Genomic DNA, 15,937 nt, shown 5'->3' on the forward strand with positions numbered 1-15,937 from the left:
TAAACTATGAACAAATCAGCAAAGGTACTCGCAGTGGCTGCGGGCCTGGCGCTTGTGCTTATCATTATGGTCAGCGTAGCTCTGGCGTATGCCGGAAGAGACATTACGCTGCTGCAGGACAGAATTGTTCACATCAGCGTGAATGGCTATGCGGTGGAGATTCCGCTTAATGAGGATGGGGCGACCTATGATATCCCCAGCCTTACAACGGAACATGAAAATGAGTTTATTCTGATGAACGATGCCGGAGCATCCATTGAGGTCAATGAGGCAAAGCTTCAGACCAATAAAAAAGCAAAGGTGACCGTCAAGAAAATCGACAGCAATGAAGTGCTGGAGATGGTGGTAACCAACGGTAAAGATACCCGCACGATTTATTTGAGAACCCTTTCCAAGCAGCTGCCGGAAATGCTGGCGACTGGCCAGAGCCCCTACGAAGGTGATTTTTATGTGACAGACACCGAGAAGGCCGCCATGTACAAGCTGGACCAGAACGGGAATGTTACCTGGTATGTGGCCCTGACCCCCGAACAGGCCGATGGCAAAATCTTCACAGATTTCAGACAGCATAAGCTGGAAAACGGCGATATCCGCTACAGCTACCAGATCGTTGACCCGGACGTCAGCACAATGGGGCTGGCCGATTATCTGCCGGGAACACGTGTGGTTCTTGATGAAAAATACAAGGAAGTCAAACGTGACGGCGCCCGTATCTCCTTGCTGGACCCTAACGAAACCAATCATGATAAAAAGGTCATGGGTGATCCGGTCGATGGGCATGACTTTGTTCTTCTTGGGGATAGAAACTGGATTACGGAATCCTATGTGGCAGAAACTGTGGATAATATTCCAGCGGAATTAAATCCAAATCCTCTCGGCTCAAAAGTAGTGGCCGCGGTTATTCAAGAAGTGAAGGACGGGAAACCAGTCTTTACATGGAAATCCACTGATCATCCAGAGCTGTACGCGCTCAGCGAAAAAGGCAATGATTTTGCGAACAGCAATATGAAACCTCAGGACTATCTGCATATCAATGCCATGATACTGGACCCGTCAGACAATAACCTGATCGTATCCTTTAAAAATGCCAACACCATTGTGAAAATCGACCGCAGCACTGGGGACATTCTCTGGAAGCTCTCTGGAAAGGGTGATGAATTCGGCCTGGCCGATAATCAGAAAACCTCTGGTCAGAGCAGCCTCTCCCTAACAGACGATGGCTATCTGGTTGTTTTCGACAATGGCCAGAGCACTGGAAAAACCCGTGTGCTCAAATACAAGCTTGATGAAACCAACAAAAAAGTCATTGATTTTAAAGAATACAGCATGGACGGTTACACTTCCTCCGAATTTGGAAGCGCTCAGAAGGTTGACAACGAGAAAGACGCCTATATCATTGGGTGGGGCGTCAATGGGGCGAACCAGCCTGTACTCACCGAAATGAATTTCACTGACAATAAAAAGCTTCTGGAAGTTGTGTTCCCGAATGGCGAACATACCTTCAAGGTTCAGAAGTTTGACAAAGTAAAAAATTGATAAAAAAGCAGGCGTCAGCCTGCTTTTTTAATGTTCAAGTTTCTTTCGTACGCCTTTTTTGAAAAGGTTTGATATAAACTGGCAACGGTTTTCAGCCGTTTTTTAACAAAAAGCGGCTTCTTATTATCAGGGAAAAGTGATAGAATCATGGTGGAATAAAAATCAAGGAGAACAAAGCGATGGGAATTAAATTAGTAGCATTGGATATGGATGGCACCACGCTTCAGAGTGATATTACACTGGCGCGCGAGACAATCGTAACCATTGAAAAGGCCGTCAGTCAGGGAATCATTGTCGTGCCGACAACCGGACGAGTGTTTGGAGAACTGCCTGAAGAGATTACAGACATCGATGGGGTCTCCTACGCCATTACATCAAACGGTGCGCAGGTAACGGACCTGAACCGCAAGATGACGCTTTACGAAAATCCCCTGACAAAGCAGGATTTAGATACAGTGCTGAAGGTGCTCAGGCAATATGATTTGATGATCGAAGCCTATGTGGGTGGAAGAACCGTTGTGATCGAGGACTGCATGAAAGATCTGAGCAGATTTCATGTACCCGAAGCCTATTGGGATTTCTTCAGGGAAACCCGTCACACCATAGCTGATCCGGAAGACTATTTTAACTTTTTATACAGCCATTCTGTTGAAAAGTTTAATATTTTTTTCAGCCATATGGAAAACCGGAGTGAGCTTAAAACAGTTCTTGAGAATACCACGGATCTGACGATCACATCAGCTGTGGAAAACAATCTGGAGATCAATAACCCGACAGCCAATAAATGGGACGGATTAAAGCATTTGTGCCGCCATTTGAATATTCAAAGCACTGAGGTCATGGCCATGGGCGACAGCAACAATGACTATGAAATGCTCAAGCATGCCGGATTGGCCGTAGCCATGGAAAACGGCATTGACCGTGTTAAGGAAATTTCGGATTTTATTACAAAAACCAATGACGAGCATGGCGTAGCCTATGCGCTGGAAAAGTTTATTCTTAACCCAAAAGCAGATAAACGCCAGGAACTGGCAAGCTGAAGTTGACAAAAATCTGAATTGGGAGTATAATCAATACCGTTCGATTTTAGCGAAGGGAATTTTTATCATGACACTTACAATTGCAAAGGCTCCGAACAGATGGATAACGATGAGACATTGTGCGGAGCTTAATCCGGAGGCATAGCCTCCACCAGTTCATCGGTCAAAAGTGTTATCGGGCGGCCTCAGGCGGCTTTGTTTTCCATACACTTTTTGCCGGAGGACAGCAATTTAGGATAACGGGCTGTGGATGATGTTTTCATCCGCAGCCTTTTTGTTTGGAGCGGGAGAAAACCCCTCAGGCAGAGAGCGCTGTGCGCTCTCTTTTTTATTGGAATTTTTAGATTTGAAAGGAATGATCACAATGAGTTTACTCGAAGTAAAAAATCTGTCTCACAGCTATGGAGACAAGGTATTATATCACGACGCCTCCTTTGATTTATACAATGGAGAGCATATGGGTCTGGTCGGGCAAAATGGTGCGGGAAAGAGTACCCTGATCAAAACCCTGATTGGGGAAGTCATCCCGGATGACGGCCTCATCAAATGGTTCCCAAAGGCCTCTGTAGGGCATCTGGACCAGTATGCCCAGGTAGATGCGGGCATCACGGTCTTTGAGTATCTGAAGCAGGCCTACGCCGATTTATACAGGATGGAGGAGCGGTTAAACGGGCTGTATGAAAAAATGGCGGAGGACAGCAGCGAAAAGCTGATTAACCAGGCGGCCAATTTGCAGGAAACCCTGGAAGACCGGGATTTCTATGCCATTGAAAGCCATATTTACCGTGTGGCCGCGGGGCTTGGCATTACGGCCATCGGGATGGATAAGGTTCTTGAGACGCTGAGCGGCGGACAGCGGGCAAAGGTTATCCTGGCAAAGCTGCTTCTCGAAAAGCCAGAGGTGCTGCTGCTGGATGAGCCCACCAACTTTTTGGACAAAGAGCATGTAGAGTGGCTGTCGAAATATCTTACAGGCTTTGAGGGCGCTTTTATTCTTGTATCCCATGACTTTGATTTTCTGGATCAGGTAACGACCTGTATCGGGGATATCGAGTTTGGCACCATTACCAAGTACCATGGTAACTACAGCGCCTTTCTGAAACAGAAGGGACAGAAACGGGAAGAATATATCAGGCAGTATGAAAGCCAGAAAAAACTCATCGAACGGACTGAGGAATATATTGCGAAGAATAAAGTGCGGGCCTCCACCGCGGCCATGGCCAAAAGCCGTCAGAAAAAACTGGATAAAATCGAACGTATGGCGCCGCCGACTGGCCTTACAAAGCCGGTGATCCGCTTTAAATCCACTGGACTCACCGCGCAGCGGGTTCTGGAGGTTAAGGATCTGGAGGTGGGGTATTACTATCCCTTACTGCCAAAGCTGCACTTTGTGCTGGAGCAGAACCAGCGGGTGGTCATTACCGGCTTCAACGGTATCGGCAAATCGACGCTGTTGAAAACTCTGGTTGGTGAAATTCCGCCCATTTTTGGAAGCTTTGAGTTTGCGAGAAATGTGGTCATTGGCTATTATGAACAGGATTTGAAATGGGATAGAGAGGGGCAGACACCGCTGGAAATCATTACGGAAGCTTTTCCGAAGCTGTCGCAGAAACAGACGCGATCTGCCCTGTCACGCTGCGGCGTCAAGGCGGAGCATGTTCTCCAGCCCATCACCACCCTGAGCGGCGGTGAGCAGTCCCGGGTAAAGCTCTGCAAGCTTACCCTGTCACCCTGCAACCTGTTGATTCTTGACGAACCCACCAACCATTTGGATTATCTGGCAAAGGAAAGTCTTCAGGAAGCACTGCGGGATTTTGACGGCACTGTTATTCTGGTATCTCACGAAGCCGCCTTTTATCGGGATTGGGCCGATAAGGTGGTGGAGATTGAGAAGATGGGTTTTTAAGAAACTTGACAAATTCTGAATAGCGCGTATAATTGAAAGTAGTAATTTACTAAATTTAGTAAATTACTAAATAAAATTTAAGGATAAGCAGTATGAAGATACCAACACATTTAAAACATAAGCCTGTTATTGAGGTTGAAAACTATGAGGAAATTGATGGAAGAAAGGCCTATGACAGTGATGCCAAGGGCCTTTCGCTGGGACTGGCCCAGTGGAACGACCGGGGACGGGTGGACGCTTCCGCCAAGGTATGGCGTTACACCGGGGAAAAATGGTCGCGGCAGTCTGAGGAGCTGCCCCTGCACCGGGTTATTGACCTGGCCATACTGATCTGCCGGGCAGAACAGTATTTCAGAGAAGATTCCTACCGCCACGATAAGCTTTATGACCCGGAAAATCCGGTGATCGACCGGGTGGGACTCCAGGGAGACGCCATGACCATCGCAGTCGATACAGACAATGAAATGATTGATGAGGATATTAAGCTTTTTGCGCAGGCATTGGCGGAAGACGGCGAGCTCTTGGGTGAGCGGCTGGCTGCGCTGTCGCGCATTTTAAAAGAAATGGGGTATTAAAATGAATATGGACCGTAAAAAGGAACTAAAAGAAGAATATAAAAATTACCGTCCGGAAATGGGCCTGTTTGTTATCCGTCATATTGAAACAGGCAAAGCATTTTTAGAGGCGACAAACAATATTAAAGGAAAGATCAACAGTGATGTTTTTCAGCTGAATATGGAAACCTTTATGCGTAACCGTGACCTGAACAAGGACTGGAAACGCTTTGGAAAGGACGCCTTTGAGGTGGTGGTCCTGGAAAAGCTGGAATATGACGAGGATGATCAGGGCGGCAAAGACTACAGTGACGAGCTGGAAATGCTCTATGGCGAGTGGCAGCGCAAGCTTCGCTCAGAAGGAACGGAGCTGTACTGAAATGATCCGAAAAATGACTGAAGCAGATCTTGAACGGGTTATAGAAATCTGGCTGGACGCCTGTATTAAAGGGCAGTCCTTTATTCCGGAGGATTACTGGAGACGTCACGCCGAAGTAGTGAAAAAGGATTATATTCCCCAGTCCGAAGTCTACGTGAATGAACAGGGTAATGCGGTCAACGGCTTTATTGCTGTGGTTGGAGGCCGCCATATCGGTGCTCTGTTTGTGGATCCAGATTGCTGGCATCAAGGCATTGGCCGTGGGCTGATGGAATACGCTCTTGACCGTTACAAAGGAATGATCACACTGGCTGCCTATGCGGAAAATGACCGGGCAGTTAATTTTTACAGGCGGCTGGGCTTTGAAGTAAAGGAAGAAGAAATTGAAGCCGAGAGTGGCTGCCGAGAATATATCATGCAAGGAGAAAGTAAATGAAACCCATTTTTTTATGTTACCCCAAGTGCTCAACCTGCCAGAAAGCCAAACGCTTTTTAGAAGCCCAAGGGGTGGATTATGAGCTGCGGGATATTGTGGAAGAAAATCCCACAAAAGAGGAACTGCTGAAGTGGATGGAGCTTTACAGCGGAGAGCCAAAAAAATTTTTTAACGTAAGCGGTATGGCTTACCGGGAGCTGGGCTTGAAGGACAAGGTGAAAACCATGAGCCGGGAAGAAATGGCGGAAATACTGTCCACCAACGGTATGCTTGTCAAAAGGCCGGAGCTGATCTTTGAAGATAAAGTGCTTGTAGGCTTTAAAGAAGAAGAATGGGCTGCTGCGCTGGGGCTTTAAAATGAAGTTTGAGGAACGCTACAGCCGGTTGCCTGAGGACGCCCTGCCCCAGGAGATCGTTCTGCTCATGGGCCGGGGCTGCTTTTATAAAAAGTGCAGCTTCTGCGACTACCATATGGACAGCGGGCCGGATTCGGAATCTGTTTCATTGAACGGCCGCGTGTTAGAACAGGTGACGGGTGAGTTTGGCCGTCTTGTGGTGCTTAATTCAGGCTCATACTTTGAACTGCCAGAGGCAACCCAAAAAAGGGTGCTTGAGATCTGCCATCAAAAGAAAATCCGGCATCTGCATATGGAAAGCCACTGGCTCCTTCACGAAAAAACACGGTTCTTGAAGGATGAACTGGCCCAAGAGGGCATTTCACTTCATCCGCGCATTGGCATTGAGACCTTTGACGAGCAATACCGGGAAGCGGTTATGCACAAGGGAATGGGCTATAACCAGGCACCTTCTGCCATCGCGGAAGTTTATGATGAATGCTGCCTGCTTTTTGGCATGACCGGCCAGTCACCAGAACAGTTTGAGGAGGATATTGCCATCGCTGCAAAATATTTTTCACGTGTCTATGTCAATATTTTTAATGATAACAGCACTGCTGTAAAGGCCGACCCGGAGCTGATCCGCTGGTTTGCCAGATACAGCCTGCCTAAACTGCAAAAAGACCCCAAAATCTGTGTGTTAATGAATAACACCGATCTTGGGGTGGGGGATTAAATTATTCCTGAATCAGCTCAACAGGTGCCACAAAGGTCATCAGCATCCGTTTAAAAACGGCGTCGTCTTCCGGCGTCCGTTTTTTTATTTTGGCAGCGTGTCCTGCCTGGCGCTGTTTTTGATTTAAAAAGCGCTGATAAAGCAGCTCGTCAATATTCGCGGTACTATACACAAAGCCAGAAGGGCTGAGAACCGCCGTGACCTTTTCAAGAACAAGGGCAGCCAGGCCATAGTCATGTGTTATGATAATGTCCTGCGGCTCAGCCATGCCGGCAATTTTATAGTCGCTGGCGTCCCGTCCCTGGTCCACCCGGATAACCTCACAGTCGTCGTCGCCCTCAAGGTCGTGGGATGTGTCGGCGACCATCAACAGCGGAATTTTATAAGAGACAGCGGTCTCTTCGCAGATCGTCCGGACGCCTTTAGGACAGGCGTCACCATCAATAATTATGCGCATATTTCATTCCTCCTTTTGGTTAAACGCAGCCAGCTCTACAGATAAATCCGATGGGGAGCGCGTTTTGAAGTTCCAGATATTCATGCTGAAGTAATAGTAATTAACGTATTCGGCGATTGAGAAAAACAACAGGATCAGCCCAAAAAGGTTAAAGGGAACAAACAGTGCGCCCCGGTCTGCAAACAGCAGCACCAATAGAAACAAGGGATAAAGCCCTATCACAAAGGGTGTAACCCGTTTGAGCAGAGAAAAAATCCGAAGGACCGTTGTCCGGTTGACTGATTTACCGGAGGCAGCCTGGTCACGGTACAGCCAGTAGCCACAACCCTGGAGTAAAGTGAAAATTAAAACGGCTCCCGGCAGAATGAGCCGGATATCAAGGCCGCCTTCCAAAGTGGTGGAGAGAAGGTATACCAGATAGCCACAGACCACCATGGTTGCCAGTTCACTGAGAAACAGCCGGTGACACTGCTTGGCGTCTTTATTGTCCATATTTAAGAATGATCTCCTTTGCGTTTTTTACTGTTTTCAAGATAGGTCTCCATTCGTTTTTTGTTAAAAATCAACACGCCGGCAAAAATACCGTACAGCCCGAGGACAATAACCAGACGAACCGGATTATCCTGCATGATGCCTGCCCCCATAAGCGTTGTCATCAAAAATCCCGGGGTACGCCCCAGCAGGGCAATCAGCATGAAGCTTTTAAAATTCATTTTGGTAAGCCCGGCCAGATAACAGAAAATATCATCAGGAAAGCCGGGAAACAGAAAGATTAAAAATAAAACCATGTTCAGCCGGGAGTCTCGGGTGCTGTCCAGCTTATCTGTCCATTTGGATGGAACCCATTTTAAAATAACCGGGCGTCCCAGTTTTTTCGCAATGCCAAAGGCAGCGGCGGTTCCAATCATAATGCCTGCTTCACTGAGCAGAAAGCCCTTTATCCAGCCAAAAAGCGCGCCACCCACCAGAGTGGTCGTGCCGCCAGGAATCGGCGCAATAATGACCTGGAGAATCTGAAATAAAAAATAAATAAACGGTGTCCAGCCGCCAAAGCTGAGCAGCCACTGCTTGACAGCATCCACCGAGTCTAAGTATTCGAGCATTTCACTGTCCTTTAATTGTATTTTACCATAATTATCCGCCTGCTGTCTTTATTTAATCTAAATTTGCCTGCGGCGATCCATTTTTGAAAAAATTAGAGAAATAAGGATTGACAAATGCATGCTTTGCCATTATAATTATTAAATGTGCTTACAATAAAATAGCGTCTCAAAAAAGAGAGCAGCTGCATCTGCGGACAGGTGTCTGAGCTGGTTGAAGGAGCACGCCTGGAAAGCGTGTGTACGTGAATAGCGTACCGAGGGTTCGAATCCCTCCCTGTCCGCCATAATTATGAAAACAAGAGCGAGAGCTCTTTTTTTTTATTTTTTGTAAAGATAATCCGCTTCATTCAGCAAATGAGGATAGGTTTCAAATAACTGTTTTGTGGCTTGATCGGATTTGTGGATCAACGTATCAACCGTATCCTGTGTAACCGGAAGACGCAAGGCGAACAGCAGAATCTCAATCATATACCGAAAGTACTCGTCATAGCTGAGTTCTATACTTTCATTGATTAACCGCTGAATGGTACGCTGTGTGCCGTATACCGTCGCTAAAACCAGCTTTAACTGAGTTGCTGGGTTTTTTGAAGAACAGTTGCTTTTTTTTAAAAGTTTCAAATACTCTGTTTTCTGATTAATAAAGGCAAACTCTTCAAGCAGATCCTCTTGCATGACATCAGAAATAAAACGCCGGGCTTTGGGGTCATGTTTTCGAATTTGGAAGGTGACGTTCATAAAGGTGACAATATAAATCAAAGGATCATCCTCAGGCGTGATAAAATATTTTAAATAGCCAGAAAGAATATAGTAGTCTTCTGTTAATACAGCAAGAGCTATATTTTTTTTGCTTTTAAAATAATACGTGATCAGGCCCTGGTTAATACCGGACTCCTCTGAGAGACGTTTGTTGGAAATATTAAAATACCCATGCTCAATGTAAAGACGTTTTGCAGTTTCGTAAATTTTTTGTTTAGTATTGCCGTTTTCCTTGCGTTTCAATGTATTTTACCTCCGACTAAGTACTTAAATATTAAAACATAATTTTGAACATGTTGCAAATTATTATTGACAACTTTTTAAAATTCTGATATATTTACTCATAGGTAATTACTTGCAAGTAAATATAAAAATTAAGGGGAAATATATGAATAGTCGAAAAATAACAGCAGAAAAAAATCAGCTGTTTGAAGATGTTTTTGATGGAAAAATGCCAGAGCGAGTTCCGATCCTCAGTTCAGGAGATAATTCTTTTTGTTTGGGCTATGTCGGATTTGATTTAAGAAGAGAACAGTATAGTATTGAAAAAAATTTGGAGGCTATCGAAAAGACAACAAAAGATTTTGATACAGACTCAATTTTTGCAACGATGGTGCGTATCCCACAGATGTATAAAGTACTGGGAGCAAAAAATTTTGTCATGGGAGGAGATGGATTTTTGCAGCACCCGGAGGTGACAAGTCTGAATGAAAATGACTATGATGATTTAATCGAAGATCCGTTCAAAACGATTTGTGACAAAGCGCTGCCGCAAATTTACAATGAGTTTGGTAAAGAAGGTTTTGAAGGAAAATCTGCCTTTGCGAAGGGGATGTTTACCTTTTATTCAGTTATGGATCAACTTGATAAAGGATATCTGAAAATTGCGGAAAAGCATGGAAAGGCCGTTTATAATATGGCCTGCACAGCCGCCTGCACACCTTTTGATGTTTTGTCTGATCAGCTTCGTTCTTTTACTGGTATCAGCAAAGATATGAGACGCTGCCCAGATAAGGTAGAGGCTGCCTGTGAAGCGCTGCTGCCGTGTATGGTGAAAGCGGGGATCAAGCCAAATTCAAGCCGTTATCAGAGAACGTTTATACCTTTGCATATGGCGCCATATATGCGCACAAAAGATTTTGAACGCTTCTATTGGCCGACCTTTAAAAAATATGTAGAAGCATTGGACAAAGCAGGAGTGGGCGCGACGATCTTTGTTGAGCAGGACTGGTCCCGTTATTATGATTACCTCTTTGATCTGCCGGAAAACACAATGATGATTTTTGAAGAGGGTGACCCATCAGAGATTAAGAAAAAGCTTGGAAAGAAACATATTTTGGCTGGCTTTTACCCTATGGGTGTGCTGAAAACCGGAACGGAGAAGGACTGTCTGGATAAAGCTAAGGAAATTGTGGATGTTCTGGCTCCGGGTGGGAAATATATTTTTACATTGGACAAAAATTTATTAACAGTACGGGATATTAATCCTGAAAATTTAAAAGCAGTGCTCCGCTTTGTCAAAGAGTACGCTGTTTATGCATAGGGGGAGATCAGATGAAATCAGAATACTACAGAAATCCTGCGGATACGCTTGAAAAATATGAAATACCGGAGGTGGCTGCAGAGTATGCTATGGATAGTCTGCAGGGAATGGAAGAGCTTGTTTACAGCTATGTATTTTTTTTAATTAGCTAGGGGGAAAAGTAATGAATGAAAATACCAGCTATTTGCTGAAAATGAGCTTAGTGTCGGGAGTGTTGGCCGGACTGGTTCTGGGAATTTATCAAATAGGGCCTTTTGGAAATCTTATGTGGCCTATTTTTATCGGATTGGGGGTCACTTTTGCATCCGGAGCAGAGCTTAAAAAAACACCAAATTATTTATGCTGTATGATATGCGGGGTTATATGGGCCTTGCTTTATCTGCAAATGGATGGTCTTCTGAGGAATGCTGGTTTAAATATAGGTGTGGTGACAGGCGTGTGCACTCTGGTTATTACTTTTGTGGTTTGTGCTGTGCACATGATCCCGCTGGCAAAGACCTGGCTTAACGTAGTTCCGCTTGTCTTTGCTGGTTTGACAGTCACTTTTTCCCAAGGGGGTCAGAACCTGCTTGGTGTGATTTTGGGATTGACTTGTGGTATCCTGGTTGCTGTGGCCATTGAGCCCGTTACAGGAATATTTATGAAAAAAGAAAATGTAGAAAAAAAGAGAGACAAAGCGTTCTTAGAAGAGAAAATATGAAAAAGAAGACTCTGGATTTCGGGATTTTGTATGTGCAAACACCTATGTGATTTTATATAATTGAAAGGCACATGGGAAGTGCATACTGACTGTGACGTTGGTATTGATGGGGATGCAATAATGATGAAACAGAAAAGGCAGTAAAGTTTGGTTAGCCCAAACCGTCAGGAGAACACAAGCGGTTTGGGCAATTCTTGTTTCTGCTTAAAGCCCTTGACAGTAAAGAGGTTGTTCTGTATAATATGAAATATTATAGATTCACTGCGTATTCGCAGTAAACATACTTAATCACACTAGGCGGGGAACTAGCGGTGCCCTGTAACCTGCAATCCGCTACAGCAGGGCTGAATTCCCCAAAGAGGTGCCAGAATTTGGAGTCTGCCGCGGATAAGCGGTGTTGACGGTTGGACCCTTCGCAATATGAACTTATGAACCCTGTCAGGTCCGGAAGGAAGCAGCAGTAAGTAAGATCTCGTATGTGCCGGAGGACTCTCTGACAAGAGCTGGCTGTCCGCGTAACGTTTGGAGACTGGTTATCAATGCGGGGTGTGTGATTAAGTATGTTTTAATTTTTTGACCAAAACCGAAAAAGAGGCCGTTTGGCCTCTTTTTTAATCCAGTTCAAACTGTCCGGTATAGAGCTGGTAATATTTTCCCTTTTGCTTTAATAATTCTTCATGATCGCCGCGTTCGATGATCCGGCCATGCTCCAGCACCATAATGGCGTCAGCGTTTCGGACAGTGGACAGGCGATGGGCGATGACAAAAACAGTGCGTCCTTCCATGAGCTGATCCATGCCCCGTTCGATGAGGGCTTCGGTACGGGTGTCGATGGAGCTGGTGGCCTCGTCGAGAATGAGCACCGGCGGGTTGGCGACGGCGGCCCGTGCGATGGCCAGAAGCTGGCGCTGTCCCTGGCTCAGGTTTGCTCCGTCGGATGTCAGCATCGTGTCATAGCCCTGGGGGAGATGACGGATAAAGAAGTCGGCGTTGGCCAACTTGGCGGCGGCGTGGACTTCCTCGTCGGTGGCGTTGAGACGGCCGTAACGGATATTATCGGCTACAGTACCAGTGAACAGGTGGGTATCCTGAAGGACCATTGCGAGGGAATGTCGCAGATCGACTTTCCGGATTTTTTTAATGTTGATACCATCGTAGGTGATCTTGCCTTCCTGAACCTCATAAAATCGGTTGATAAGATTGGTGATCGTGGTTTTGCCTGCGCCGGTCGAGCCTACAAAGGCGATCTTCTGGCCGGGCTTGGCAAAGAGAGAGACATTGTGCAGCACCATTTTGTCATCGCTGTAACCAAAGGTAACATCATGGAAACGCACATCGCCCCTGAGCTTTTCATAGGTCAGTGTGCCGTCGTGATGCGGATGCTTCCAGGCCCAGGTATTGGTTACTTCCTTACACTCAGTCAATGTCCCGTCAGCCGATTCACAGACGTTGACGAGGGTCACATAACCATCGTCTTTTTCAGGCTCAGCGTCGATGACTTCAAAGATCCGTTCAGCTCCGGCCAGAGCGGTCAGCAGCGCGTTAAACTGCTGGGAAATCTGGGTGATGGGCTGTGAGAAGGAGCGTGTGTACTGTAAAAAGGAAGCGATGGAGCCTAAGTCCATGCTGCCAAAGATGACAAGTACTGCACCGAAGGCGGCTGTCAAAGCGTACTGCACATAGGAGAGGTTCCCCATGATGGGCATGAGTACATTGGCGTAGGTATGGGCCTGAGTAGAAGCGCTTCTCAGCTTGTCATTAAGCTCAGCAAAATCATTTTTGACAATGTCCTCGTGGCAGAAAACCTTGATAACTTTTTGGCCCTCGATCATTTCCTCAATATAGCCATTAGTTTCGCCAAGCGCTTTCTGTTGTGCTTTGAAGCCCCTTGCGCTTCGGCTGCCCACGATTTTTATCACAAAGTACATGATCACAAGCATGCCGATGACGATGAGGGTCAGCAGGGGGCTCAGGATCAGCATCATGATAAAGGTTCCCGCCACTGTGACAGTGGCGGTCAGCATCTGAGGAAGACTCATGGCGATGGCCTCGCGCAGGGTGTCGACATCGTTGGTATAACGGCTCATGAGCTCGCCGTGGGTGTGGGTATCAAAATATTTGATGGGAAGGTCCTCCATGCTGTTAAAAAGGTCTCGCCGCACAGCATTAAGAGTCCCGTTGGAGATGACGATCATCATCCGGTTATAGGCATAGGCACAGGCCGCGCCGGCCAGATAGATACCACCCATTAACAGCAGCATCTGGATAAAAGGCAGGAGCGCCCCAGGCGTGAGAGGTTTTCCGATAAGAGGCACAATGCCCTGATTGATGATGGGCTTTAAGAAATATGTGCCGGCTACAGTAGCGCCAGAGCTGATAAAGACAAAGAGTATGACAAGGATCAGCAGCAGCCTGCGTTTTGCCATATAGCTGAAAATACGCAGCAGCGTTTTTTTGATGTTTTTGGGTTTTTGAACGCTTTTTTTCTTTGACATTATTCCTCAACTCCTTTCTGCTGTGAATGAAATACCTCGCGGTAAATGGCATTGTTTTCCAAGAGGTTTTCGTGGGTATCGATGGCGTCGATACGGCCCTCGTCCAGCACGATGATCTTATCCGCATCGCTGACAGAAGATATACGCTGGGCAATAATGATGGCGGTGGTATCCTTCAGGTTTTGACGGAAGCCCTCACGAATGGCCGAGTCGGTGGCGGTGTCCACCGCGCTGGTGCTGTCATCCAGAATAATAATTTTGGGCTTTTTCAGGAGTGCTCTGGCAATGCAGAGACGCTGCTTCTGGCCGCCGGATACGTTGACGCCGCCCTGCCCCAGATAGGTGTCATAGCCTTCTGGGAAGGACATGATAAAGTCATGGGCACAGGCCGCCTTGGCGGCAGCGATGACTTCTTCGTCCGTGGCATTCTCATCGCCCCATTTCAAATTGTCTTTAATTGTACCTGAGAACAAAACGTTTTTCTGGAGCACCATAGCGACAACGGACCGCAGGTGGTCCAGGGTGTAATCCCGGACGTCATGGCCGCCGACCAGCACCTGTCCGTCTGTTACATCGTAAAGTCTTGGAATGAGCTGAACCAGCGTGGTTTTTGCCGAGCCGGTTCCCCCGATGATGCCAACAGTTTCGCCCGAGGCAATGGAGAAATTAATACCTGTCAGAATATTTTCGGCTGCGTCCTCCTGGTATTTAAAGGAAACATTCCGGTATTCGATGCTGCCATCCTCAGCCGTGAGGGACGGAGAGGCTGTCTCATCCGTGATGCTGATGGGTTCTTCCAGTACTTCGACAATACGGGCAACAGAGGAACGGGAGAGGACGATCATAATAAAAACCTGAGCGATCATCATCAAAGACATGAGAATCTGTGTCACATAGGAAATAAAGCTGATGAGCTCTCCGGTCAGCAGTGTGCCGCCGATGATCATGTTGCCCCCAAACCATAAGATGGCGATAATGGTGGCGTACATGGTCAGCATCATGATGGGCATACCGAGAATAATGATTTTTTCGGCGGCAAGAGACGCCCGCATGAGACTGTCATTGGCTTCAGCAAATTTTTTCTTCTCATACCGGGCCCGTACAAAGGCTTTGACAACGCGGATGGCAATGAGGTTCTCCTGAACCTGGGCGTTCAGGCCATCATATTTTTTCAGCATGGCATTGAAACGCGGAAAGGCCAGGGTGGACATCGTGGCCAGGGCAATGGCCAGTATGGGAATAACAATGAGAAAAACACGGACAAGGTCGCCGTTGATGGCCGCTGCCATGATCGTGGCGCTGACCAGCATAACAGGCGCGCGCACCAGTACACGGATGACCATCATGTAAGCCATTTGAGTATTGGTAATATCAGTGGTCAGGCGTGTGACCAGTGATGGGGTGCTGAAACGGTCGATGTTCGCAAAGGAAAATTCCTGGATTTTGTCAAAAACAGCTTTACGGATCTCACTGCCAAAACCCATGGCACCCTTGGCGGCAAAACGCCCGGAAAGAACGCCGAAAAGCAATGAACAGAGGGCCACCAGCACCATGATGGCACCAATTTGAAAAACGTAGCTCAGGTCACGCGTTGTGATACCCTGGTCCACGATTTTAGCCATTAAAAAAGGAATCTGGATTTCCAGAAGAACCTCTGCAATAACCGTGATCGGCGCCAGTATTGACGGAAGGCGGTATTTTGTGAGGTAGGGCTTTAGGTGTTTAATCATGGGATTCTCCTTCTTAATCATTAGTATTTATGCATGATACATACCCTTATTTTCTGCTTTTCCAAATAGAAAATGAGGGTAACCCCAGTGTATCGGAACGGAAAATTAATGTCAAGTAAAACAAAAATGGTTTTCAGGATAAATACTTAAAGAAAAAGCTTTGTCAAACTTTTATCGGACAGATACATACTGGTTCATTTACAACAAAATTTTGCTATTGCCTTTCCGCTC

General features: G+C 46.5%; 17 protein-coding genes, 1 tRNA gene and 1 other RNA gene. 13 read left to right on the forward strand and 6 right to left on the reverse strand.

Annotated features, from left to right (window positions below; all coding sequences use genetic code 11):
• Positions 1–6: 6 nt before the first annotated feature.
• The 8 genes from BUC22_RS18490 to BUC22_RS18525 all read left to right on the forward strand — a co-directional run bounded on the left by BUC22_RS18490 (position 7) and on the right by BUC22_RS18525 (position 6,922).
• Positions 7–1,536: an aryl-sulfate sulfotransferase gene (locus BUC22_RS18490; RefSeq protein ID WP_013382661.1), complete on the forward strand. Its 1,530-nt coding sequence runs from the start codon at positions 7–9 to the stop codon at positions 1,534–1,536.
• Between the two features lie 179 nt (positions 1,537–1,715).
• Positions 1,716–2,576 carry a Cof-type HAD-IIB family hydrolase gene (locus BUC22_RS18495; protein WP_013382659.1) on the forward strand — a complete coding sequence of 287 codons (861 nt, stop codon included), beginning with the start codon at positions 1,716–1,718 and terminating at the stop codon, positions 2,574–2,576.
• Positions 2,577–2,940: 364 nt separating this feature from the next.
• The gene (locus BUC22_RS18500; protein ID WP_041690485.1) at positions 2,941–4,482 is read left to right on the forward strand and encodes an ABC-F family ATP-binding cassette domain-containing protein; all 1,542 of its coding nucleotides are present in this window, start codon (positions 2,941–2,943) and stop codon (positions 4,480–4,482) included.
• Positions 4,483–4,574: 92 nt separating this feature from the next.
• Positions 4,575–5,057, forward strand: coding sequence for a DUF6530 family protein (locus tag BUC22_RS18505; protein ID WP_013382657.1), 483 nt, complete (start codon positions 4,575–4,577; stop codon positions 5,055–5,057).
• A gap of 1 nt (position 5,058) precedes the next feature.
• The gene (locus tag BUC22_RS18510) at positions 5,059–5,415 is read left to right on the forward strand and encodes a GIY-YIG nuclease family protein (RefSeq protein WP_013382656.1); all 357 of its coding nucleotides are present in this window, start codon (positions 5,059–5,061) and stop codon (positions 5,413–5,415) included.
• A 1-nt stretch (position 5,416) separates the two neighbouring features.
• On the forward strand, positions 5,417–5,851 hold the full coding sequence (locus tag BUC22_RS18515) for an N-acetyltransferase (protein WP_013382655.1): 435 nt from the start codon (positions 5,417–5,419) through the stop codon (positions 5,849–5,851).
• Positions 5,848–6,207, forward strand: a complete 360-nt coding sequence (locus BUC22_RS18520; RefSeq protein ID WP_013382654.1) for an arsenate reductase family protein — start codon at positions 5,848–5,850, stop codon at positions 6,205–6,207. Before BUC22_RS18515 ends, BUC22_RS18520 begins: the two co-directional genes overlap by 4 nt.
• Before the next feature lies 1 nt (position 6,208).
• Positions 6,209–6,922: a radical SAM protein gene (locus BUC22_RS18525; RefSeq protein ID WP_013382653.1), complete on the forward strand. Its 714-nt coding sequence runs from the start codon at positions 6,209–6,211 to the stop codon at positions 6,920–6,922.
• 1 nt (position 6,923) lies between these two features.
• On the opposite strand, the gene BUC22_RS18530 is transcribed toward BUC22_RS18525, so the two are convergent.
• The 3 genes from BUC22_RS18530 to BUC22_RS18540 are packed head-to-tail and all read right to left on the reverse strand — an operon-like array spanning position 6,924 to position 8,482.
• Positions 6,924–7,379, reverse strand: a complete 456-nt coding sequence (locus BUC22_RS18530) for a YaiI/YqxD family protein (protein WP_013382652.1) — start codon at positions 7,377–7,379, stop codon at positions 6,924–6,926.
• 3 nt (positions 7,380–7,382) lie between these two features.
• Entirely contained in the window at positions 7,383–7,871 is a 489-nt protein-coding gene (locus tag BUC22_RS18535; protein ID WP_013382651.1) for a hypothetical protein, read from the reverse strand.
• Positions 7,872–7,873: 2 nt separating this feature from the next.
• Positions 7,874–8,482 (reverse strand): TVP38/TMEM64 family protein, encoded by a 609-nt coding sequence (locus tag BUC22_RS18540; RefSeq protein WP_013382650.1) that lies wholly within the window; start codon positions 8,480–8,482, stop codon positions 7,874–7,876.
• Positions 8,483–8,674: 192 nt separating this feature from the next.
• On the opposite strand from BUC22_RS18540, the gene BUC22_RS18545 reads away from it, so the two are divergent.
• A tRNA-Ser gene (locus tag BUC22_RS18545) sits at positions 8,675–8,766 on the forward strand.
• 34 nt (positions 8,767–8,800) lie between these two features.
• Here BUC22_RS18545 and BUC22_RS18550 read toward each other — a convergent pair.
• Positions 8,801–9,481: a TetR/AcrR family transcriptional regulator gene (locus BUC22_RS18550; RefSeq protein WP_013382649.1), complete on the reverse strand. Its 681-nt coding sequence runs from the start codon at positions 9,479–9,481 to the stop codon at positions 8,801–8,803.
• 145 nt (positions 9,482–9,626) lie between these two features.
• Here BUC22_RS18550 and BUC22_RS18555 point away from each other — a divergent pair, with 145 nt between their 5' ends.
• The 4 genes from BUC22_RS18555 (at position 9,627) to ffs (ending at position 12,035) form a co-directional block, all read left to right on the forward strand.
• Positions 9,627–10,781, forward strand: a complete 1,155-nt coding sequence (locus BUC22_RS18555; RefSeq protein WP_013382648.1) for a uroporphyrinogen decarboxylase family protein — start codon at positions 9,627–9,629, stop codon at positions 10,779–10,781.
• An 11-nt stretch (positions 10,782–10,792) separates the two neighbouring features.
• Positions 10,793–10,933, forward strand: a complete 141-nt coding sequence (locus BUC22_RS22160; protein WP_013382647.1) for a hypothetical protein — start codon at positions 10,793–10,795, stop codon at positions 10,931–10,933.
• Positions 10,934–10,944: 11 nt separating this feature from the next.
• Positions 10,945–11,481: a DUF1097 domain-containing protein gene (locus BUC22_RS18560; RefSeq protein WP_013382646.1), complete on the forward strand. Its 537-nt coding sequence runs from the start codon at positions 10,945–10,947 to the stop codon at positions 11,479–11,481.
• Positions 11,482–11,769: 288 nt separating this feature from the next.
• An RNA gene (gene ffs / locus BUC22_RS18565) (signal recognition particle sRNA large type) lies at positions 11,770–12,035 on the forward strand.
• A 57-nt stretch (positions 12,036–12,092) separates the two neighbouring features.
• Here ffs and BUC22_RS18570 read toward each other — a convergent pair.
• Together BUC22_RS18570 and BUC22_RS18575 are read right to left on the reverse strand one after the other, a co-directional pair.
• Positions 12,093–13,976 carry an ABC transporter ATP-binding protein gene (locus BUC22_RS18570; protein ID WP_070081188.1) on the reverse strand — a complete coding sequence of 628 codons (1,884 nt, stop codon included), beginning with the start codon at positions 13,974–13,976 and terminating at the stop codon, positions 12,093–12,095.
• On the reverse strand, positions 13,976–15,706 hold the full coding sequence (locus tag BUC22_RS18575; RefSeq protein WP_013382644.1) for an ABC transporter ATP-binding protein: 1,731 nt from the start codon (positions 15,704–15,706) through the stop codon (positions 13,976–13,978). The genes BUC22_RS18570 and BUC22_RS18575 overlap by 1 nt, the downstream gene beginning before the upstream one ends.
• Positions 15,707–15,937 lie beyond the last annotated feature (231 nt).

The sequence above is a fragment of the Eubacterium callanderi genome (assembly GCF_900142645.1).
GTDB lineage: Bacteria > Bacillota > Clostridia > Eubacteriales > Eubacteriaceae > Eubacterium > Eubacterium callanderi.